Genomic DNA, 20,146 nt, shown 5'->3' on the forward strand with positions numbered 1-20,146 from the left:
CGCAGAAACCAAATCGATTGATTCTTCGGCTATGACGCTGTGTGCTAGTCCTGAGTTGACGATGTGTTGTGCGCCTCAGCGGTAACGGGCGCTAAGGGGCCCGTTACCGCTGGTATCATCGGGTCATCCTTCGCGTTTACCACCATAGAGGCGGCTGAGGTTCAGCGGGTTGCCGTCCTGGAGTGCCTCGGGCAGCAGGCCCGCGGGCAGGTTCTGGTAGCACACCGGGCGCAGGAAGCGCTGGATGGCGGCGCTGCCCACCGAGGTGCTGCGCGCGTCCGAGGTGGCCGGGAAGGGCCCGCCATGGACCATGGCGTGGCAGACCTCGACGCCGGTGGGCCAGCCGTTGGCCAACACCCGCCCGGCCTTGCGCTCGAGCACCGGCAGCAGGGTACGGGCCGCCTCGACGTCGCCGTCGTCCAGCTGCAGGGTGGCGGTGAGCTGACCTTCGAGTCGTTCGGCGATGCGTCGAAGATCCTCCAGGGTGGTGCACTCGACGACCAGGGAGCAGGCGCCGAACACTTCTTCGTGCTGCAGGCTCGCGTCGGCGATGAAGTCGGCTGCCGAGGTGGCAAAGAGGGCCGCTTGGCAATCGTGCGGGCCATCGCCGGCCTGTCCGCGGGCGACTTCCCGTACCTTGGCGTGATTCGACAGCCGTTCCACGCCTTCCTGATAGGCACGATGGGTGGTGGGGGTGAGCATGGTCTGGGCGGCGCTGGCCTTGAGGGCCTCGCCGGTGGCCTTGAGGAAGGCGTCCAGGGCCTCGCCCTTCACCCCGATGATCAGCCCTGGGTTGGTGCAGAACTGGCCGGCCCCCATGGTGAGCGAGCCGACGAAGCCTTCGGCGATGGCCTTGCCGCGTGCCTGGAGCGCTTCGGGCAGCAGGAACACCGGGTTGATGCTGCTCATCTCGGCATAGACGGGGATCGGCTGGGCGCGGTTCTGGGCGATCTCGATCAGCGCGGTGCCCCCGCTGCGCGAGCCGGTGAAGCCCACCGCTTGGATGCGCGGGTCGGCGACCAACGCGGCGCCGACCTCGCGGCCTGAGCCAAACAGCAGGGAAAAGACACCCTCGGGCAGTTGGCACTTGGCCACCGCGGCCTGCACGGCACGACCGACCAGTTCCGATGTGCCGGGGTGGGCGGAGTGCGCCTTGACCACCACCGGGCAGCCGGCGGCCAGCGCCGAGGCGGTATCGCCGCCCGCCACGGAAAAGGCCAGCGGGAAGTTGCTGGGACCGAATACCGCGACGGGCCCCAGGGCCACGTGGCGCTGGCGCAGGTCGACCCGCGGCATGGGTTGCCGATCGGGCAGGGCGGGGTCGAGGCGCACGTCGAGCCATTCGCCGGCGCGCACCACCGAGGCGAACAGCCGCAGCTGGCCGCAGGTGCGGCCGCGCTCGCCTTCCAGGCGGGCCCGGGGCAGGCCGGTCTCGGCCATGGCGCGCTCGATCAGGTCGTCGCCGATCGCCTCGATCTCGCTGGCGATGGCCTCGATGAAGGCGGCGCGCGCTTCCAGTGAGGTCTCGCGGTAGGTGGAAAACGCCGCCTCGGCCAGTTCGCAGGCGCGCTCGACGTTCGCCTTGCTGCCGCCGGCATAGGTGGGGTCCAGCGTCTTGCCGGTGGACGGGTCGACGGCGTTGATGGCAGTGGAGTTGCCGCTGACGGCCTCTTGGCCGATGAGTAGCTTGCCTTCCAATGTCATGGGGAACTCCTGATTATCAGAGTGCATGGATGTCGACGGGGAGGGCGTCCGGTTCCACACCCAGCGGGTTGCGCAGCGGCCGGCCGAACTCGGCCAGGGCGATCTCGAAGCGGTCGCCGTCGCGGGGCTGGACGCCGTCGGCGAAGCTCAGGGTTGCGGTGCCGAAGAAGTGCACGTGGACGTCGCCGGGACGCCGGAAGCCTTCGTACTTGAAGTGGTGGTGCTCCAGGTTGGCCAGGCTATGCGCCATGTTGGCCTCGCCGGTGAGGAAGGGCTTCTCCCACAGCGTCTCGCCGTCGCGCACGATGCGGCTGGTGCCCTCCAGGTGGTCGGGCAACTCGCCGATCAAGAGCTCCGGGCCGAAGCTGCAGGCGCGCAGCTTGGAGTGGGCCAGCCACAGGTAGTTGAAGCGCTCGGTGACGTGGTCGGAGAACTCGTTGCCGATGGCGTAGCCGACCCGCCAGGGCTGGCCGTCGTCGCCGATCACGTAGAGCCCGGCGAGCTCCGGCTCCTCGCCGGCGTCCTCGGCGAAGGCCGGCGAAGGCAGCGCCGCCTCGGGGGCCACCACGCAGTCGCCGTCGCCCTTGTAGAACCACTCCGGCTGGGCGCCCACCTGACCGGGGGCCGGCTTGCCGCCTTCCACGCCCAGCTGGAACATGCGCATGGAATCGGTCAACTCGGCCTCATCGACCTGGGTCTTGGCGTGCATCGCCGAGCGGGTATCGGCGCTGCCCAGGTGGGTCAGGCCGGTGCCGGTCACCAGACAGTGAGCCGGGTCGGGATGGGTCAGCGGCGGCAGCAACTGTCGTTCGTCGACCAGTTGCTGGTAGTCGAGGCGGATCTCGGTCAATGCCGCTTCCACCACTTCGGCGAGCGGGCGGCCGGCGGCGATGGCGCGCCGGGCCAGGGTGTAGGTGTCGGCGTCGAGCAGTCGGACCCGCTCGGCGCTCTCGACCAGGGCGGCGTGAGCCTGGCCCTGATGTTCACATTGAATCAAGCGCATGGGGAGTGTCCTCCGAGTAGGGGGTGCCTGCATCACAGCGGCCAGATCGCCAGTTGTGGCCACATCAGCAGTGCGGCAAGGACGCACAGTTGGATGGCCATGAAAGGCAGCACCGACAAGTAGATGTCCTTGAGGCTGATATCCGGTGGCGCCACGCTCTTCAGGTAGAAGGCGGCAGGGCCGAAGGGCGGCGACAGGAAGGAGACCTGCATGTTCACGGCGAAGAGGATGCCGAACCAGATGGGGTCGTAGCCCAGTTGGGTGACGATGGGCAGGAAGATCGGCAGGGCCAGCATGGCGATGCCGATCCAGTCGAGGAAGAGCCCCAGCACCAGCATGATCGCCATCATCACCAGGATGATCACGATGGGCGCGACCTCGAGGCCCAGAATCATGCCCGACACGAAGCGGTTGCCACCCATCAGATTGTAGACCCCGACCAGGGCCGCGGCGCCGATGCCGATCCAGATGATCATGCCGCAGGTGTTGAGGGTCTGGCCCAGGCTGTGGTGCAGCATGCCGAGGGTGAACTCGCCTCGGACGGCGATGGCGAGCAGTACCCCGAACACGCCCATGGCCGCCGCCTCGGTGACCGAGGCGATCCCCCCGTAGATGGTCCCCAGCACCAGGAAGGCGATCATGCCCGGCAGCAGGATGGCCTTGACGGCATCGAGCTTGCCGGCGAAGGGGTTGTCCTGGGTGGATTCATCCAGGGGTGGACCAAGCGCGGGATTCTTCAGGCAGCGCACCAGCACGTAGGCGATGTAGGAGCCCATCAGGATCACCGCCGGGGTGACGGCCGCGGTGAAGAGTTCGGCGATCGACACGCTGGCGATCAGGCCGTAGATGATCAGCACGATCGACGGCGGCATCATGGTGCCCAGGGCGCCGCCGGCACACACCACGCCGATGGAGAGCCGCTTGTCGTAGCCCAGGCGCAGCATCTGGGGGAGGGCCAGGATGCCCAGCAACACGATCTCGCCGCCGATGATGCCCGACAGCGCGGCGAGAAAGAACGCCACTACGATGGTTTGCACCGCCACGCCACCGGGCAGGCGGCCGGCGAAGACGCGCATGGCGTTGAACAGGTCCTTGGCGATCCCCGAGCGGTCGAGCAGCGAGGCCATCAGCACGAACATGGGCACGGCCACCAGCGAGTACTCGGTGATGAAGCCGTAGATCCGACTGGTGACCAGCGGCAGGGCCGTCTCGCCGAACCAGCCGAAGGTGAAGGCCATGGCCACCAGGCCGGTGATGAAGGCCAGCGGCAGCCCGGTGACCAGCAGCGCGAAGATGGCGCCGACCATGAGCAGCGTTGCGGTTCCGATATCCATCAGCGTGTCTCCTCGGCGGCAGGGCGAGCACGCAGCGACTGGATCAGGTGCAGCAACGCCTGCAGGGTCATCAGCGCCAGGGCGAACAGGATCATGCCCTTGACAAACGCCGGGAACGGCGGGTTCCAGGAGGTCCCGGAACGCTCCAGCTGCCACTCGCCGAGGGGGTTGTGCGAGGCGCCCCAGAACATGTGGAAGGCGGCATAGCTCATGGACACGCAGAAACCCAGGGTCACGAGGTCGTTGAAACGGTCCATCCAGCCCCTGAAGCGGGGGCCGACGCTGTCGTAGAGCACCTTGACGCGGATATGGCTGTTGCGGGCCATCGCCGCCGGCCCGCCCAGAGCGAAGATGACCGCGATCAGGAACACCACCGTCTCGTGAACCCAGGAGGTGGGATTGTTGAAGGCGTAGCGCATGAAAACCTCGACCACACTGATCCCCATGGCCAGCAGCACCAGCCAGGCGGCGCCGCGGCCGCCGCGGGCGATCACGCGGTCGAGGGCGTTACGCTCGGGGGAGACCTCTTCCACCTTCTCGAGGATGTCGGAAAGGTCCTGGGTATCCGGAGCGAGGTCTTGAGTGTCAGACGTTTTTTGCGACATGGCTCGTCTCTGCGCCCATCGCCCGAGGGGGGCCTCGGGCGATGGGTCGGTTGGGGGTGAAGACGCCGGTTCAGAGCAGGTTGCGCGAACGCAGGAAGGCAGTGGCCGAGTCGTAGATCTTCTGGGTCATCGCGTTCTCATCGGCCCATTCCTGCCACTCCTCCTCGGCGGCGGCGCGGAACTTCTTGCGCTCCTCGGCCGGCAGGTCGAAGGGGTGCACCTCGGGGTCATCCTGGAGCTTCTGCAGGGTCTCGATGTCCTGCTGCTTGAGGCGCGCGATCAGGTCGTAGGCCATGCCGTCGAAGGCCGTCTTGAGGGTGATCTGCAGCTCCTCGGGGAGCCCATCCCAGATCTCCTTGTTGATCGACACGGCGATCATCGGCATGGAGTGGAAGCCCGGGTAAAGCGGGTAGGGGGCGAAGGCGTGCAGACCCATGGCGTCGTTGTTGGAGAGCACCGTGGAGTCGGCGGCGTCGATCACGCCCTTCTCCAGGCCGGTGTACACCTCGGAGCCGGGCAGGTTGACCGGCGTGGCGCCGATGCGCTCGAAGATGTTGTAGACCATGCCCTGGGGGGCCCGGATCTTCAGCCCTTCGAAATCCTCGAGGGTCTCGATGGGCACCGTTGAGGGCACGGATTCCAGCGGGAAGGTCGCGGCACCGATCAGCTGCACGCCGTAGGGGTTGACCAACTCGTTGTAGAGGGCCTCGCCCTCGGCGTGCTTCATGAACTCCAGGAAGTCGTAGGGGTTTTGCCAGGCGCCGACGAGGTTACCCAGCATGCCGAAGGCCGGGTCCTGGCCCGAGAAGTAGCTGGGGTCGGTCATATGGCCCTGCAGGATGCCGGAACTGACGGCGGTCAGGGTCTCGGTCGGCCCCACCACGCTGTTGATGGGCATGACTTCGATTTCGACCCGGCCGCCGGTCATGGTGGTGATCTTGTCGGCCCACTCCTGCTTGATCTGGAAGCTGGGTTCACCGGATGTCTCCGAGGCCTGGAACTTCCACTCGTACTCGGCGGCTTGGGCGGTCGACAGCCCCAGCAGCAGGGCGGAGCCGGTGAGCAGGAGGCAGGAGGTGCGCTTGAGCATGGGACTCTCCGTCGGGGTCTGTTGATTGTGGGGTGGCCTGTGCCACGAGGTGACGGGCACAATGTTGAACATTTGCCATATTTGTTCAACATATACTTTCGTATGTGTCGACTTCGAGGGCGTCAAGGGTTACCTTCGTCGCCATCGACCATGCGGGTGCAGGTGTGTCCGGCTGCGCCCCAGGCAAGGAGCAAGAGAGAATGAGCGACCGCAAGCGCCCCCTGCGCAGCGCCGAATGGTTCGGCCGCGCCGACAAGAACGGCTTCATGTACCGCAGCTGGATGAAGAACCAAGGCATCCCCGACCACGAGTTCCAGGGCAAGCCGATCATCGGCATCTGCAACACCTGGTCGGAGCTGACGCCGTGCAACGCGCATTTCCGCAAGATCGCCGAGCACGTCAAGAAGGGCATCCTCGAGGCCGGCGGCTACCCGGTGGAGTTCCCGGTGTTCTCCAACGGCGAGTCCAACCTGCGCCCCACGGCGATGTTCACCCGCAACCTGGCGAGCATGGATGTCGAGGAGGCGATCCGTGGCAATCCCATGGATGCGGTGGTGCTGCTGGTGGGCTGCGACAAGACCACCCCGGCGCTGCTGATGGGGGCCGCGAGCTGTGATATTCCGACGATCGTGGTGACCGGTGGGCCGATGCTCAACGGCAAGCACGAGGGCAAGGACATCGGCTCGGGTACCGTGGTCTGGCAGCTCTCCGAGCAGGTCAAGGCGGGCAAGATCTCGATGCACGACTTCATGGCCGCTGAGGCCGGGATGTCGCGCTCGGCGGGCACCTGCAACACCATGGGCACCGCCTCGACCATGGCCTGCATGGCCGAGTCGCTGGGCGTTTCATTACCGCATAATGCGGCGATTCCGGCGGTGGACTCGCGGCGCTACGTGCTGGCGCACCTGTCCGGCAATCGCATCGTCGAGATGGTCGACGAGGACCTGCGCCTCTCGCAGGTGCTGACCCGCGAGGCCTTCGAGAACGCCATCCGCACCAACGCCGCCATCGGCGGCTCGACCAACGCGGTGATCCACTTGAAGGCCATCGCCGGGCGCATCGGCGTCGACCTGGCGCTGGACGACTGGACGCGCATCGGCCGTGGCACGCCGACCCTCGTCGACCTGCAGCCCTCGGGGCGCTTCCTGATGGAGGAGTTCTACTACGCCGGCGGCCTGCCGGCGGTGCTCAGGCGCCTCGGCGAGGCCGACCGCCTGCCCCACCGGGACGCCCTGACGGTCAACGGCCGGACCCTGTGGGACAACGTCAAGGACGCGCCGCTCTACAATGACGAGGTGATCCGCCCGCTGGACAATCCCCTGCGCGAGGATGGCGGCATGTGCGTGCTGCGCGGCAACCTGGCGCCCCAGGGGGCGGTACTCAAGCCCTCGGCGGCGAGCCCCGAGTTGATGACACACCGCGGCCGGGCGGTGGTGTTCGAGGACTTCGACGACTACAAGGCGCGCATCGACGACCCCGACCTGGAGGTCGACGCCGACAGCATCCTGGTGATGAAGCACTGCGGGCCGCGGGGCTACCACGGCATGGCCGAAGTGGGCAACATGGGGCTGCCGGCCAAGCTGCTCGCGCAGGGTGTCAGCGACATGGTGCGCATTTCCGACGCGCGGATGAGCGGCACCGCCTACGGCACCGTGGTGCTGCACGTGGCGCCGGAGGCCGCCGCCGGCGGCCCGCTGGCGGCGGTGCGCGACGGCGACTGGATCGCGCTCGACTGCGACGCCGGGCGGTTGCAGCTGGAGGTCGACGACGCCGAGCTCGCCGCGCGGCTGGCGGAACACGACCCCACCGAGCGGTCGCGGCGGATCGCCAGCGACGGCGGCTATCGGCAGCTGTACATCGAGCACGTGCTGCAGGCGGACCAGGGCTGCGACTTCGACTTCCTGGTGGGCTGCCGGGGTGCCGAGGTGCCGCGCCATTCACACTGAGAGCGGAGGTTCACCATGACCCCACGACCGCGCATCACGCCCGACCAGCTGCGCTCGCGCGACTGGTTCGACAACCCCGACCACCCCGGCACCACGGCGCTGTGCATCGAGCGCTACATGAACCAGGGCATCACCCTGGAGGAGCTCACCAGCGGCAAGCCGATCATCGGCATCTGCCAGTCGGGATCCGATCTCACGCCCTGCAACCGCCACCATGTGGAACTCGCCAAGCGGGTCAAGGACGGCATCCGCGCCGCCGGCGGGGTGCCCTTCGAGTTCCCCATGCACCCCATCCACGAGAACGTGCGCCGGCCCACCGCGGCGCTCGATCGCAACCTCGCCTACCTGGGCCTGGTGGAGGTGCTGCACGGCTATCCGCTGGACGGCGTGGTGCTGACCACCGGCTGCGACAAGACCACCCCGGCGGCGTTGATGGCCGCGGCCACCGTGAACATCCCGGCCATCGTGTTCTCCGGCGGGCCCATGCTCAACGGCTGGCACGGCGCCGAGCGGGTGGGTTCCGGGACCATCGTCTGGGAGATGCGCAAGCGGCTCGCCGCCGGCGACATCGACTACGCCGAGTTTCTGTCGCGGATCACCGAATCCGCCCCCTCGGTGGGCCACTGCAACACCATGGGCACCGCCTCGACCATGAACTCCATGGCCGAGGCACTGGGCATGAGCCTGCCCGGCTCGGCGATGATCCCCGGCCCCTACAAGGAGCGTGGCCTGGTCGCCTACCAGACCGGCGAACGGGTCGTCGAGATGGTCTGGGAGGACCTGCGGCCCGGCGACATCCTCACCCGAGAGGCCTTCGAGAACGCCATCGTCACCTGCTCGGCGCTGGGCGGCTCCTCCAACGCGCCCATCCATGTCAACGCCATCGCCCGCCACGCCGGCGTCGAGCTCGACAACGACGACTGGCAGCGCCTGGGCCACGAGGTCCCGCTGCTGGCCAACGTGATGCCCGCCGGCGCCTACCTCGGCGAGGAGTTCCATCGCGCCGGTGGCGTGCCGGCGGTGATGCACGAGCTACTCGGGGCGGGGAAGCTCCACGGCGCGGCGCCGACCGTCAACGGCAAGATGTTGGCCGACAACCTGGTCGATCGCGAGACCCGGGACGCCGAGGTGATCCGCCGCTACGTCAACCCGCTGGTGGAGCACGCCGGCTTCCTCAACCTCAAGGGCAACCTCTTCGACTCGGCGCTGATGAAGACCAGCGTGATCTCCGCCGACTTTCGCGCGCGCTTCCTCGAGGATCCGGACGACCCCGACGCCTTCGAGGGCAGGGTGGCGGTGTTCGACGGCGCCGAGGACTACCATGCGCGCATCGACGACCCTCAGCTTGCCATCGACGAGCGCACCATCCTGGTGATGCGCGGCGCCGGCCCGGTGGGCCACCCCGGCGGCGCCGAGGTGGTCAATATGCAGCCGCCCGAGGCGCTGATTCGTGCCGGTATCGAATCCCTGCCGTGCCTGGGCGATGGCCGCCAGTCGGGCACCTCGGGCTCGCCGTCGATCCTCAACGCCGCGCCGGAGGCGGCCACCGGCGGGCCGCTGGCGCTGCTCGAGAGCGGCGACCGGCTGCGCGTGGACCTCGGGCGGTGCGAGGTGCGGCTGCTGATCGACGACGCCGAGCTCGAGGCCCGCCGCCGGAGGCTGGAGGCGAGCGGCGGCTATCGCTACCCGGGCCACCAGACGCCCTGGCAGGAGATCCAGCGCTCGCTGGTCGAGCCGCTGGATCGCGGCATGACCCTGGAGGGCGCGACCCGGTATCGCGACGTGGCACGCAAGAGCCCGCCGCGGGACAATCACTGAGGCACCACGCCTCCCTCCCGTCCCTCGACGAGGCTCCCGCCAGCGACGCCTCCTGCCTGACGATCGCCGTCGGGTGCAGCCTGCCCGCCCCGGGCAGGCGATAATCCCCTCGAACCCGCCGTCCCTCCCCAGCCGTTCGATTCCCCGGCCACCCGGGGAATCCCTCGTCTATCCTTCTACCAAAGTCTAGGCGAATGTTTGTTGTTGCCATACTACCATACTAGTCATATCAGTCATGGAGGCCCGGCCTCCCTGTCCATCGAATCGGGGCGAGCATCATGAACACGACCTTGCAGGCGCTATGGCAGGAGACGCGCGGCGGCGACTCGGTTCGTCAGCGGCTCTATCAGGTGTTGCGTCAGTCGATCATCCGCATGGTGCTGGTGCCGGGGCAGGCGTTGTCGGAGAAGGAGATCGCCGAGACCGTCTCGGTGAGCCGACAGCCGGTGCGCGAGGCCTTCATCCGGCTCTCCGAGGCCGGCCTGGTGGAGGTGCGCCCCCAGCGCGGCACCTATGTGGTGAAGATCTCGCAGCGGGCGGTGCTCGAGGCGCGCTTCGTGCGCGAGGCCATCGAGGTGGCGGTGGTGCGGCGGGCGGCCAGCCAGGGCGTGTCGGCGGCCACCCTGACAGAGCTTCACGACCTGCTGGAGCGCCAGCGGCGCTGCATCGAGCCTCACGACCATGACCGCTTCTACCACCTCGATGAGATCTTCCATCGCACCCTGTCGCTGGGGGTGGAACAGCAGGCCGCCTGGAAGGTGGTCGAGGAGGTACGGGCGCAGCTCGACCGGGTGCGCTACCTCAGCGTACCCGATACCACCCCCATCGCCCGGCTCATCGACCAACACGCCGCCATCGTCACGGCCATCGAGCATCGCGACGCGCAGGCGGCCGATGAGGCCATGCGCCAGCACCTGCGCGAGATCCTCGCTTCCCTGCCCGACCTGGTGCGCCGCTTCCCCGAGATGTTCGAAACCCAGCAGACCCAGACCCAGTCACTCGTCGAGGAGGCGAGCCTATGAAGATCGAACGCGCCTATACCATCGTCACCTCCCCGGGGCGCAACTTCGTGACCCTCAAGATCGTCACCGACGAGGGCGTCTACGGCATCGGTGACGCCACCCTCAACGGCCGCGAGATGGCCGTGGTGGCCTATCTCGAGGAGCACGTGATCCCGGCGCTGATCGGCCGCGATCCGCAGCGCATCGAGGACATCTGGCACTACCTCTACCGGGGCGCCTACTGGCGCCGCGGCCCGGTAACCATGAGTGCCATCGCCGCGGTGGACCTGGCGCTGTGGGACATCAAGGCCAAGCTGGCCGGCATGCCGCTCTACCAACTGCTGGGCGGCAAGAGCCGCGAGCGGGTGATGACCTATGCCCACTGCACCGGCAAGGACATCGACGCCTGTCTCGAGGAGGTCGAGACACACGTCAAGCTCGGCTATCGCGCCGTGCGGGTGCAGGCCGGCGTGCCCGGCATCCCCACCATCTATGGGGTCGCCAAGCGCGAGGGGGAACGCTATGAACCGGCGGACTCCGAGCTGCCCGCCGAGCACGTCTGGAGCACCGAGAAGTACCTCAATCACGTGCCCAAGCTGTTCGCCGCGGTGCGCGAGCGCTTCGGTGACGACCTGCACGTGCTGCATGACGTCCATCACCGGCTGACGCCCATCGAGGCGGCGCGCCTGGGCAAGGCGGTCGAGCCCTACCACCTGTTCTGGCTGGAGGATTGCGTGCCGGCCGAGAACCAGGAGGGCTTCCGGCTGATTCGCCAGCACACCACCACGCCGCTGGCGGTGGGCGAGGTGTTCAACTCGATCCACGACTACCGGGAGCTGCTCGAGAACCAGTGGATCGACTACATCCGTACGCCGCTCTCCCACGGTGGCGGCATCACCCACCTGCGGCGCCTCGCCGACCTGGCCGGTCTCTATCACGTGCGCACCGGCTTCCACGGTCCCACCGACCTGTCGCCGGTGTGCCTGGGGGCGGCCATCCACTTCGACACCTGGGTGCCCAACTTCGGCATCCAGGAGCATATGCCCCATACCGGGGAGACCGACGCGGTCTTCCCCCACGACTACCGCTTCGAGGACGGCCACTTCCTCGTCGGCGAGGCGCCGGGACACGGCGTCGACATCGATGAGGAGCTGGCGAAGCAGTATCCCTACAAGCGTGCCAGCCTGCCGGTCAACCGGCTGGAAGACGGCACCCTGTGGCACTGGTGAGGAGAGAGTTCATGAAGGCATTCCAAGTCAACGCGCCGCTCGACTACCGCCTGGCCGAGGTCGAGGCGCCGCGCGCCGCTCCCGGTGAGGCGCTGGTACGTGTCGCCTTCGCCGGCATCTGCGGCTCGGACATGCACATCATCCACGGCGACAACGCCTTCGTGCGATTCCCGCGCATCACCGGCCATGAATTCGCCGGCGTGGTCGAGGCCGTGGGCGAGGGCGTCGAGGACATTGCCGTGGGCGATCGCGTCTGCATCGATCCGGTGATCAGCTGCGGCCACTGCTACCCTTGCCGCATCGGCCGGCCCAACGTCTGTACCGCCCTGGAGGTGATCGGGGTACACCGCGACGGCGGCTTCGAGGAGCGCGTCGCCGTGCCGGCGGCCAACCTGCATCACCTGCCGGAGCACCTGGGGCTGGACGCCGCCGCCCTGGTGGAGCCCTACACCATCGCCGCCAATGTCCTCGATCGCATGCAACCCCACCCGGGCGACCGCCTGCTGGTGTTCGGCGCCGGGGTGATCGGCCTGACCATCCTGCAGATGGCCCGGGCCAAGGGCATCGAGGAGGTGATCGTCACCGACGTCATCGACGAGCGCCTGGCGGTGGCGCAGGAGCTCGGCGCGCGCCATGTCCTCAACGGCCGCGACCGGGACGTCGAACAGGCGGTCCTCGAGCTGACCGAGGGCGAGGGCGTACCGCTGATCGCCGACGCCGCCTGCGTGCCGGCGCTGCTGCCGCAGATGCTGCGCCTGGCCTCGCCGGCCGGTCGCATCGGCCTGCTGGGCTTCAGTCCCGCGCCCAGCGACCTGGTGCAACTCGAGGTGATCAAGAAGGAGCTGACCCTGGTGGGGTCGCGCCTCAACAACCGCAAGTTTCCGGAGGTGCTCGAGCTGATGGCCGCCGGCCGTCTCGATCCCCTGGCGCTGGTCAGTCACCGGCTGCCGTTCGACGAGATGCCGGATGGCATCGAGATCCTCGATCACCATCCCGAGCAGGCCCGCAAGGTGCTGATCCAGATCGGCGCCTGAGGGGTACGCCAACCCAGGCACCACCACAACGCACAACAGCAACGTGCAGGAGTTCAACCATGATGAAACAGCTCTTCACCGGCGCCGTCCTCGGGGCGGCCCTGATCGGCGGCCAGGCGGCCCTGGCAGCGGACTTCACGCTGAAATTCGGTCACCTGGCCAACGAGGAGAACATCTGGCACCAGGCCGCGGTGAAGTTCAAGGAGGAGGTGGAAGCCAACTCCGACGGCCGGATCGAGGTGCAGCTCTATCCCAACGAGCAGCTCGGCGCCGAGATGGACGTGATCAACAGCATCCAGCTGGGCACCGCGGACATGACCATCACCGGCGAGAGCCTGCAGAACTGGGCGCCCAAGGCCGCCATGATGGCGGTGCCCTATGCCTTCCGCGACTCCGAGCAGCTGCGTGCCGCGGTCGACGGCGAGATCGGCGAGGCGATCGAGGCGCAGATCACCGAGCGTGCCAACCTGGTGCCCCTGGCCTGGTTCGAGCGCGGCCCGCGGCACCTGACCTCCAACCGCCCGATCGAGCAACCCGACGACCTCGACGGCATCCGCCTGCGCGTGCCCAACGTGCCGCTGTTCGTGGATACCTGGGAGGCGCTGGGGGCGCGTCCGACGCCCATGGCCTTCAGCGAGGTCTTCACCTCCCTGCAGCAGAGCACCATCGAGGCCCAGGAGAATCCGCTGAGCCTGATCGAGAGCGCCAGCTTCGATGAGGTCCAGGACTACGTGAACCTCACCGGCCACGTGCGCAGCTGGATCTACGTGGTGATCGGCAAGGACAAGCTCGAGAGCATGCCGGAGGAGCTGCAGGAGGTGGTCTTCGAGGCGGCCGACACCATGCAGGCCCATGAGGCCGAGCTCTTCGCCGAGGACGAGGAGCGCCTGCGTCAGGATCTCGAGGAGCGCGGCATGGAGTTCGTCGAGGTGGATATCGACGCCTTCGCCGAGAAGGCCCGCCCGGCGGTGCTCGAGGCCCTCAATGAAGAGCAGCGCGAACTGTTCGAGGCCATCCAGGACCTGTGATATCGCATCCGGACGGGCCCATGCCGGGCATGGGCCCGTCCCCCTGCACAAGGGTGCCCGCCGGCACCACGAGGAATGCGTATGGACTCCGACTACAAGGCGGCCGAGCAGGAAGTGCTCGAGCGGCTGGATTCCCTCTCGTCCGTGCCCACCTTTCGGGGCGCCCTGGGGCGCCTGATCGGCTGGGTCGACACCCTGTTCACCGTCCTCGCCGTCCTGGCGTTGCTGGCCATCGCCGGTACGGTGCTGCTGCAGATTTCGGCGCGCCTCTTCCTGCCGTTCTCGTTGGCCTGGACCGAGGAGCTGTCGCGCTACCTGTTCATCTACATGGTGGCCCTGGCGGCGGGGGTGGTGCTGCGCCAGCATCGCAACGTCAGCGTGGAGCTCTTCCACCACCACCTGGGGCCTCGCACGCGGGCCGCCTACCAGGCGCTGATCTGCCTGCTGATCGCCGGCTTCGCCGGGGTGGTGCTGCCCTATGCCTGGCAGTACGCCCAGAACGGCGCCTTTCAGACCTCACCCACCCTCGAGGTCTCCATGCTCTACATCTTCTTCTCCACGGTGGTGATGTTCGCGCTGTTGCTGGTCTACGGCGCCATCGGCTTCCTGGAGGGGCTCGTCGCCATCTTTCGTTCGCCTGAGCGCACCGCATCGGAGAAGCCGTGATGGAAGTGATCATCCTGTTCAGCGCCTTCCTGGTCCTGCTGTTGATCGGCATGCCCATCGCCTTCGCCCTGGGCATCGCCTCGCTGGCCTACCTGCTGTTGGAAGGCATTTCCCTGACCATCGTGCCGCAGCGCCTGTACGCCGGCATCGACACCTTCGTGCTGCTGTGCATCCCCGGTTTCGTGCTGGCCGGCAACCTGATGAACGTCGGCAATATCACCGAGAACATCGTGCGCTTCTCCAATGCGCTGCTGGGCCATATCCGTGGCGGACTCGGCCTGGCCAACGTGGGGGGCTCGATGATCTTCGGTGGTATCTCCGGCACCGCCGTGGCCGACTCGGCCAGCATCGGCTCGGTGATGATCCCCGGCATGGCGAAGTCCGGCTACGACAAGCCGTTCGCCGCGGCCGTCACCGCCGCCTCCTCCACCGTGGGGCCGATCATTCCGCCCAGCGTGCCGATGATCATCGCCGGCTCGCTCTCCGGGGTCTCGGTGGGTCGCATGTTCCTGGCCGGTGCCGTCCCGGGCCTGCTGCTGGGCCTGGCGATGATGGTCACGGTGTACATCCTCGCCGTGCGGCGCGGCTATCCCAAGGGGACCCGGGTGCCCTTCCTGCAGCTGTTGCGCGAGGCCAGGACCGCCTTCTGGGCGCTGCTGATGACGGCGATCATCCTCTACGGGATCATCGGCGGCTTCTTCACGCCCACCGAGGCCTCCATCGTCGCCAGCCTCTATGCGCTGGTGGTGGGCATGTACGTCTACAAGGGGCTCTCCTGGCGCAAGCTGCCAGCGATCCTCACCGACACCGTCTTCACCTCCGCGGCGCTGCTGCTGATGGTGGGGCTGGCCAACCTCTTCGGCTGGATCCTGACCAGCGAGCAGATCCCCCAGATGATCGCCGCCCTGATCCTGACCATCAGCGAGAACCCGCTCGTCGTCATCCTGATCCTCAACCTGATCCTGCTGTTCGTCGGCGCCTTCATGGAGACCATCGCGGCGCTGATCATCCTCTTCCCGGCGCTGCTGGGGGTGGCCACCGGCGTGGGCATGGATCCGGTGCACTTCGCCGTCATGGCGGTGCTCAACCTGATGATCGGCCTGACCACCCCGCCGGTGGGGGTCTGCCTGTTCGTGGTCGCGGGGATCGGCAAGCTGCCCATGCTGACCGTGGCGCGGGCCATCGTGCCCTTCCTGATCTGCAACCTCGCCGTGCTGCTGCTGGTGTCCTATGTGCCGGCGATCTCGCTGTGGTTGCCGACCCTGCTGCTGGGCGAATAGGCGACACACCATCGAATCCTGTAACGAAAGGCATGCCCATGAATCTGACCCATCTCCCCGCGGCGCCCCAGGCGGGCCGCATCGGCATCGTCCACCTGGGTCTCGGCGCCTTCCATCGCGCCCACCAGGCGGTCTACCTGGAGCGCTACCGTCAGCGTACCGGTGATACCGCCTGGGGGGTCTGCAGCGCCAACCTGCGCGCCAGCGTGGGCCTGGTGGATGGCCTGCGCGAGGCCGGCCATCGCTATCACGTGGCGGAGTACGCCGACAGCCAGACCCTGACCCTGCGCGAGATAGGGGTGATCGAGGAGACACTGTTCAGCGGCCGTGACGCCGAGGGGCGCTGGGGGCGTGACCTCGAGGCCCTGCTGGCGCGGCTGGCCGCACCCGGGACGCGCCTGGTCACCCTCACCGTCACCGAGAAGGGCTACTTCCTCAACCCGGCCAGCGGCGAGCTGCTCGCCGACGACCCCATAATCGCCGCGGACATCGCCACGCCCACCCAGCCGCGCACGGCGCCGGGGATCCTGGTGGAGGCGCTGGCGCGGCGTCGCGAGGCGGGCCTGCCACCCTTCACGGTGCTCTCCTGCGACAATATGCCGGACAACGGCAAGCGCACCCGCAACGCCGTGATCCAGCTGGCCGAGCGGCGCGATGCCACCCTGGGCGAGTGGATCGAGCGCCAGGTGGCCTTTCCCTGCAGCATGGTCGACCGCATCGTGCCGGCCATGACCGAGGCCGACTTCGCCCGGCTCGATGAGCTGGGCGTGGCGGACCCCAACGCCGTGGTCGGCGAGGCCTTCGCCCAGTGGGTGGTGGAGGATGACTTCCCCCAGGGGCGGCCGGACTGGGCGGCCGACGGGGTGGAGATGGTCGCCGACGTGGCGCCCTTCGAGACCATGAAGCTGCGCCTGCTCAACGGCAGCCACTCGCTGCTGGCCTACCTGGGCGCGCCGGCGGGCATCGAGACGGTCTTCGAGGCGGTGAGCCGCGACGACCTGCGGGCCCTGCTGCGCCGCTATATGCTGGAGGAGGCGGCGCCGACCCTGGCCATGCCCGAGGGCACCGATCTCGCCGCCTACGCCGACTCCCTGCTGGCGCGCTTCGCCAACGACAGCCTGCGCCACCGCCTGCACCAGATCGCCATGGACGGCAGCCAGAAGCTGCCGCAGCGCTGGCTGCAGGGCAGCCTGGCACGCCGCGAGGCGGGGCAGGCGACGCCCTGCACGGCGCTGGGCCTGGCCGCCTGGATTCGCTATACCGCCGGCCGGGACCGCCAGGGCCAACCCTATGCGGTGGACGACCCCCTGGCGCCGCGCTTCGCCGAGCTCCACGCGCGTCACGGCCAGGCCCCCGAGGCGCTGGTCACCGCCTTCCTGGCCATGGACGACGTGGTGCCGCCGGCCCTGGCGGCCGATGCGGTCTTTGCCGAAGCGGTGCTCACGGCCTATCGGTCCCTGACCGAACAGGGCCTCGACGGGGCGCTCGCCGCCCTGGCATGCAGTAGCGCATAAAGAGGCCTGAGAGGAGATCCCCCATGGAACACACTTGGCGCTGGTTCGGCCCGAAGGACCCCATCCGCCTCGAGGAGATCCGCCAGACCGGGGCCACCGGCATCGTCACGGCCCTGCACGAGGTGCCCAACGATGAAGTCTGGTCGCTGGAGGCGATCGGCGAGCGCAAGGCGCTGATCGAGGCCGCCGGCCTGACCTGGTCGGTGGTGGAGAGCGTGCCGGTCCCCGAGGCGATCAAGCAGGGCCGGCCCGAGCGCGACGCCCTGATCGCCACCTACTGCCAGACCCTGCGCAACCTGGCGGCCTGCGGCATCGACACCGTCTGCTACAACTTCATGCCGGTGCTCGACTGGACCCGCACCGACCTCAGCTGGTCGTTGCCGGACGGAGCGCTCGCGCTGCGCTTCGACCAGGTGGCGTTTGCCGCCTTCGACCTCTACCTGCTCCGGCGCCCCGGCGCCGAGGCGGAGTACGGCGTGGACGAGCAGGCCGAGGCCAAGGCCTATCTCGAGGGGTTGGACCAACCCGGGCGCGACCGGCTGGTGGATACCCTGATCGCCGGCCTGCCGGGGGCCGAGGAGCACTACACCCTGGAGCAGTTCCGCGGCGTGCTGGCGGACTATGCCGAGATCGATGCCGACCGCCTGCGCGAGCACCTGGCGGTCTTCCTGCGCGCGGTGATCCCGGTGGCCGAGGAGGTGGGCATCCGCATGGCGATTCACCCCGACGACCCGCCCCGCCCGATGCTGGGGCTGCCGCGGGTGGTCTCCACCCCCGAAGACGCCCGGTGGCTCCTCGACGCCGTGCCCAGCCCGGCCAACGGCCTGACGCTGTGCACCGGCTCCTACGGGGTGCGCGCCGACATCGACCTGGCCGACATGGCCCGGCGCTTCGGGCCGAAGGTCTACTTCGCCCACCTGCGCTCCACCCGGCGCGAGTCACCGGATCCGCGTTCCTTCCACGAGGCGCCGCATCTCGACGGCGACGTCGACATGGTGGCGGTGATCCAGGCGCTGGTGGAGGAGGAGCGGCGCCGCGAGCGCGAGGGTGGCCCGCGCCTGCCGCTGCGCCCCGACCACGGCCATCACATGCTCGACGACCGGCACCGCGACACCGCCCCGGGCTATCCGCTCTACGGCCGGCTGCGCGGCCTGGCCGAGCTGCGCGGGGTGGAACTGGCGGTACGGCAACTGACGGCCTGACGGTTGCCCACACGGAAATGGGCCCCGCCGATCGCTCGGCGGGGCCCATTCGTTACCGGCTCTGGAACGGTGAGGGAGCGTTAGCGGCCGGTGGCGGCGACCTGGTTTTCCGTCAGGGCCGCATCGGGGGCCTGCTCCATGCGCTTGCGCTCCTCGTCGAGGATCGCCAGGGCCTGTTCCGGGGTGGTGCGCGGCGCCCGGGTCAGCAGGCTGACCGCCACCCCGGCGACCAGGGCCGCCAGCACCGCCGGGATGCTGGGGTTGCCCCAGTAGGCGCTCCAGTCGGCGTTGGCGATGATCGAAAGCGAGGTGGCCGAGGCGCTGACCAGGGTGGCCACCGCGCCCTGCCAGTTGTAGCGCGGCCAGAAGCGACCCAGCAGGGCGCAGGCGAAGAGACCGGCCATGACGGTGGCGATCATGCTGGTGATGTAGGTGATCACGTTGTCCGAGGTCAGGGCGAAGGCCAGGGCCAGGCCGATGGTGGCCACCAGGGCGAGCCGCGAGAAGCGCACCACGTTGCGCGCCGAGGGGGTATGCCCCGTGGCCAGCACGTAGAGGTCGCGCATCAGCGTCGAGACCCCGGCGATGGCGTCCGAGCTGGCGCTGGACATGGTCGCCGACAGCCCCGCCACCAGCAGCAGCAGGCCGAGGCCCAGCGGCAGGATCTCGGTGGCCAGGAAGGGGAAGGCGAAGTTGCTGTTCTCCAGGCCCGGGTTCAAGGCGTGGGTGGCCATGCCGATGATCGCCGGGATGATCGAGAAGCCCAGGTAGAGCACGCCGGTGATCACGAAGGAGCGGCGCACCGAGGCCACCGATTCGCCGGAGTAGATGCGCTGGCGGAAGGAGGGAGTGGCCAGCACGCCCACGGCGATCACCGCGGCCAGCGACAGCGCCGGCAGGCCGCCGATCGCCCCGATGCCGAGGAAGCCGGCGGCGCCGGCCTCCATGCCCGCGGCGAGCCCGCCGAAACCGCCGACCTCGACCAGGGCCAGTACCGCCATCAGCAGGAAGCCGGCGAACAGCACCACCGCCTGGACGGTGTCGGTCCACACTACCGCGAAGTAGCCGCCGATCACGCAGTAGATGCCGAAGCCCAGCGCCACCAGGACGCGCGCGGTGGTCAGGTCGATGTCCGCCATCCACGACAGGTAGAGGCCGCCGCCGAGGATATGCGCGCCCAGCCAGCCGATGCAGGCGACGTAGATCAGCAGCGCCACCAGGTAACGCACCAGGCGGTTGGCGCCCACGTAGTAGGAGAGCTCCTCGCTCATGGTCATGAAGCGCAGCTTGCGCACCGGGGCGAAGAGCAGGGCCAGCAGCAGCACGCCCACGGCGCCGCCGATGCCGTAGAGGGCGCCGGCCCAGCCGTTGGCGTAGCCGAAGCCCACCGCGCCCATGCTCGAGCCGGTGCCGACCATGGTGGCCACGGTGGTGCCGATGGTGAGGAACAGCGGCACGCTGCGTCCGCCGAGCAGGAAGTCGTCGCCGCTGCCGCGCTTGTGGCGGGAGATCCACCAGCCGAAGCCGATCATGGCGACGACGTAGGCCACGAAGGTGGCGAGGAAAATCTGGCTGTTCATGGTAGCCTCTTGTCGTTGTTTGCCCGGCCGTTGCCGCGGCCGAGGGTAAGCAATGTGACGATTGCCGCGGCGTCTTGTGTCACGAGTCCACCGCGGCGGTCCGGTGCCGTGC

At 68.4% G+C, this 20,146-nt stretch carries 16 protein-coding genes; 10 read left to right on the forward strand and 6 right to left on the reverse strand.

Annotated elements, in window-relative coordinates:
• Positions 1–123 precede the first annotated feature (123 nt).
• The 5 genes from QWY80_RS16920 to QWY80_RS16940 all read right to left on the reverse strand — a co-directional run bounded on the left by QWY80_RS16920 (position 124) and on the right by QWY80_RS16940 (position 5,736).
• Complete coding sequence (locus QWY80_RS16920) at positions 124–1,704, reverse strand: aldehyde dehydrogenase (NADP(+)) (protein WP_290234077.1); 1,581 nt, start codon at positions 1,702–1,704, stop codon at positions 124–126.
• A 16-nt stretch (positions 1,705–1,720) separates the two neighbouring features.
• Complete coding sequence (araD1, locus tag QWY80_RS16925; protein WP_290234081.1) at positions 1,721–2,707, reverse strand: AraD1 family protein; 987 nt, start codon at positions 2,705–2,707, stop codon at positions 1,721–1,723.
• Between the two features lie 32 nt (positions 2,708–2,739).
• Positions 2,740–4,041 carry a TRAP transporter large permease gene (locus tag QWY80_RS16930; RefSeq protein WP_290234085.1) on the reverse strand — a complete coding sequence of 434 codons (1,302 nt, stop codon included), beginning with the start codon at positions 4,039–4,041 and terminating at the stop codon, positions 2,740–2,742.
• A complete protein-coding gene (locus tag QWY80_RS16935; RefSeq protein ID WP_290234088.1) occupies positions 4,041–4,646 on the reverse strand; it encodes a TRAP transporter small permease subunit in 606 nt (201 codons plus the stop codon). The genes QWY80_RS16930 and QWY80_RS16935 overlap by 1 nt, the downstream gene beginning before the upstream one ends.
• Before the next feature lie 70 nt (positions 4,647–4,716).
• Entirely contained in the window at positions 4,717–5,736 is a 1,020-nt protein-coding gene (locus QWY80_RS16940; protein ID WP_290234091.1) for a TRAP transporter substrate-binding protein, read from the reverse strand.
• A gap of 200 nt (positions 5,737–5,936) precedes the next feature.
• On the opposite strand from QWY80_RS16940, the gene QWY80_RS16945 reads away from it, so the two are divergent.
• The 10 genes from QWY80_RS16945 (at position 5,937) to uxuA (ending at position 18,454) form a co-directional block, all read left to right on the forward strand.
• Positions 5,937–7,682, forward strand: coding sequence for an IlvD/Edd family dehydratase (locus QWY80_RS16945; protein ID WP_290234094.1), 1,746 nt, complete (start codon positions 5,937–5,939; stop codon positions 7,680–7,682).
• 15 nt (positions 7,683–7,697) lie between these two features.
• Complete coding sequence (locus QWY80_RS16950) at positions 7,698–9,500, forward strand: IlvD/Edd family dehydratase (RefSeq protein WP_290234097.1); 1,803 nt, start codon at positions 7,698–7,700, stop codon at positions 9,498–9,500.
• Between the two features lie 278 nt (positions 9,501–9,778).
• Entirely contained in the window at positions 9,779–10,522 is a 744-nt protein-coding gene (locus QWY80_RS16955; protein ID WP_290234099.1) for a GntR family transcriptional regulator, read from the forward strand.
• The gene (gene manD / locus QWY80_RS16960) at positions 10,519–11,730 is read left to right on the forward strand and encodes a D-mannonate dehydratase ManD (protein WP_290234103.1); all 1,212 of its coding nucleotides are present in this window, start codon (positions 10,519–10,521) and stop codon (positions 11,728–11,730) included. The genes QWY80_RS16955 and manD overlap by 4 nt, the downstream gene beginning before the upstream one ends.
• A gap of 11 nt (positions 11,731–11,741) precedes the next feature.
• The gene (locus QWY80_RS16965) at positions 11,742–12,764 is read left to right on the forward strand and encodes a Zn-dependent oxidoreductase (RefSeq protein ID WP_290234107.1); all 1,023 of its coding nucleotides are present in this window, start codon (positions 11,742–11,744) and stop codon (positions 12,762–12,764) included.
• Between the two features lie 59 nt (positions 12,765–12,823).
• A complete protein-coding gene (locus QWY80_RS16970) occupies positions 12,824–13,792 on the forward strand; it encodes a TRAP transporter substrate-binding protein (protein WP_290234109.1) in 969 nt (322 codons plus the stop codon).
• Between the two features lie 81 nt (positions 13,793–13,873).
• The gene (locus QWY80_RS16975; RefSeq protein ID WP_290234111.1) at positions 13,874–14,458 is read left to right on the forward strand and encodes a TRAP transporter small permease; all 585 of its coding nucleotides are present in this window, start codon (positions 13,874–13,876) and stop codon (positions 14,456–14,458) included.
• A complete protein-coding gene (locus QWY80_RS16980; protein ID WP_290234113.1) occupies positions 14,458–15,738 on the forward strand; it encodes a TRAP transporter large permease in 1,281 nt (426 codons plus the stop codon). Before QWY80_RS16975 ends, QWY80_RS16980 begins: the two co-directional genes overlap by 1 nt.
• 38 nt (positions 15,739–15,776) lie before the next feature.
• A complete protein-coding gene (locus tag QWY80_RS16985) occupies positions 15,777–17,252 on the forward strand; it encodes a mannitol dehydrogenase family protein (protein WP_290234115.1) in 1,476 nt (491 codons plus the stop codon).
• A gap of 23 nt (positions 17,253–17,275) precedes the next feature.
• Entirely contained in the window at positions 17,276–18,454 is a 1,179-nt protein-coding gene (uxuA, locus tag QWY80_RS16990; protein ID WP_290234117.1) for a mannonate dehydratase, read from the forward strand.
• 80 nt (positions 18,455–18,534) lie between these two features.
• Here uxuA and QWY80_RS16995 read toward each other — a convergent pair whose 3' ends face one another.
• Positions 18,535–20,034 carry a sodium:solute symporter family protein gene (locus QWY80_RS16995; protein WP_290234119.1) on the reverse strand — a complete coding sequence of 500 codons (1,500 nt, stop codon included), beginning with the start codon at positions 20,032–20,034 and terminating at the stop codon, positions 18,535–18,537.
• Between the last annotated feature and the right edge of the window lie 112 nt (positions 20,035–20,146).

Origin of the sequence: Halomonas ramblicola (assembly GCF_030409215.1) — a bacterium.
In the GTDB taxonomy this organism is placed as follows: Bacteria; Pseudomonadota; Gammaproteobacteria; order Pseudomonadales; family Halomonadaceae; genus Halomonas; species Halomonas ramblicola.

Coding starts and splice junctions, on each gene's coding strand:
- QWY80_RS16965 (WP_290234107.1), top strand. CDS start 11,742: ATGAAGGCATTCCAAGTCAACGCGCCGCTCGACTACCGCCTGGCCGAG.
- QWY80_RS16950 (WP_290234097.1), top strand. CDS start 7,698: ATGACCCCACGACCGCGCATCACGCCCGACCAGCTGCGCTCGCGCGAC.
- QWY80_RS16935 (WP_290234088.1), bottom strand. CDS start 4,646: ATGTCGCAAAAAACGTCTGACACTCAAGACCTCGCTCCGGATACCCAG.
- QWY80_RS16985 (WP_290234115.1), top strand. CDS start 15,777: ATGAATCTGACCCATCTCCCCGCGGCGCCCCAGGCGGGCCGCATCGGC.
- QWY80_RS16995 (WP_290234119.1), bottom strand. CDS start 20,034: ATGAACAGCCAGATTTTCCTCGCCACCTTCGTGGCCTACGTCGTCGCC.
- QWY80_RS16955 (WP_290234099.1), top strand. CDS start 9,779: ATGAACACGACCTTGCAGGCGCTATGGCAGGAGACGCGCGGCGGCGAC.
- QWY80_RS16970 (WP_290234109.1), top strand. CDS start 12,824: ATGATGAAACAGCTCTTCACCGGCGCCGTCCTCGGGGCGGCCCTGATC.
- uxuA (WP_290234117.1), top strand. CDS start 17,276: ATGGAACACACTTGGCGCTGGTTCGGCCCGAAGGACCCCATCCGCCTC.
- QWY80_RS16940 (WP_290234091.1), bottom strand. CDS start 5,736: ATGCTCAAGCGCACCTCCTGCCTCCTGCTCACCGGCTCCGCCCTGCTG.
- araD1 (WP_290234081.1), bottom strand. CDS start 2,707: ATGCGCTTGATTCAATGTGAACATCAGGGCCAGGCTCACGCCGCCCTG.
- QWY80_RS16920 (WP_290234077.1), bottom strand. CDS start 1,704: ATGACATTGGAAGGCAAGCTACTCATCGGCCAAGAGGCCGTCAGCGGC.
- QWY80_RS16930 (WP_290234085.1), bottom strand. CDS start 4,041: ATGGATATCGGAACCGCAACGCTGCTCATGGTCGGCGCCATCTTCGCG.
- QWY80_RS16945 (WP_290234094.1), top strand. CDS start 5,937: ATGAGCGACCGCAAGCGCCCCCTGCGCAGCGCCGAATGGTTCGGCCGC.
- manD (WP_290234103.1), top strand. CDS start 10,519: ATGAAGATCGAACGCGCCTATACCATCGTCACCTCCCCGGGGCGCAAC.
- QWY80_RS16975 (WP_290234111.1), top strand. CDS start 13,874: ATGGACTCCGACTACAAGGCGGCCGAGCAGGAAGTGCTCGAGCGGCTG.
- QWY80_RS16980 (WP_290234113.1), top strand. CDS start 14,458: ATGGAAGTGATCATCCTGTTCAGCGCCTTCCTGGTCCTGCTGTTGATC.